This is a genomic window from Mesorhizobium sp. M2E.F.Ca.ET.209.01.1.1 (assembly GCF_004010375.2).
In the GTDB taxonomy this organism is placed as follows: domain Bacteria; phylum Pseudomonadota; class Alphaproteobacteria; order Rhizobiales; family Rhizobiaceae; genus Mesorhizobium.
The window spans coordinates 1-285 of the sequence record NZ_SADP02001272.1 but is presented as its reverse complement, the minus strand read 5'-3'; the positions used below and the strand labels follow the sequence as shown (position 1 = coordinate 285).

The window sequence follows — 285 nt, the reverse complement described above, 5'->3', positions numbered from 1 at the left end:
CAGGCTTTCCAGCGGTACCGTGTTGCCAAGCTCGCCGAGAAGGTCGTTGGCAAGGGTGCCGTCGTCGTCATCGGAGGGCGAGAGCAGCCGCTCCAGCATCTCCTGACCTGTCATGGCGTTTGTCGATTTGCCGAGCGGCAGCAACATCTTGCCGCCTTCGCTGAAGTAAAGATGAGCGGTCTCGCTGTCCTCGGCGGACAGGCCCATAGCCTCGAATAAGTCTGTCATGGCAAAGGGTGGCTTTCCCACCCGCGTAGCGGAGAGGCCGCGCACGATGCTCCGGCT

1 protein-coding gene is annotated in these 285 nt (G+C 62.1%); it reads right to left on the bottom strand.

All coding sequences use genetic code 11. The features are described from left to right. Positions 1 to 228, bottom strand: a 228-nt coding sequence (locus EN852_RS40035; RefSeq protein ID WP_135879992.1) for a hypothetical protein, incomplete at its 3' end; no start/stop codon positions are given. Positions 229 to 285: the final 57 nt, after the last annotated feature.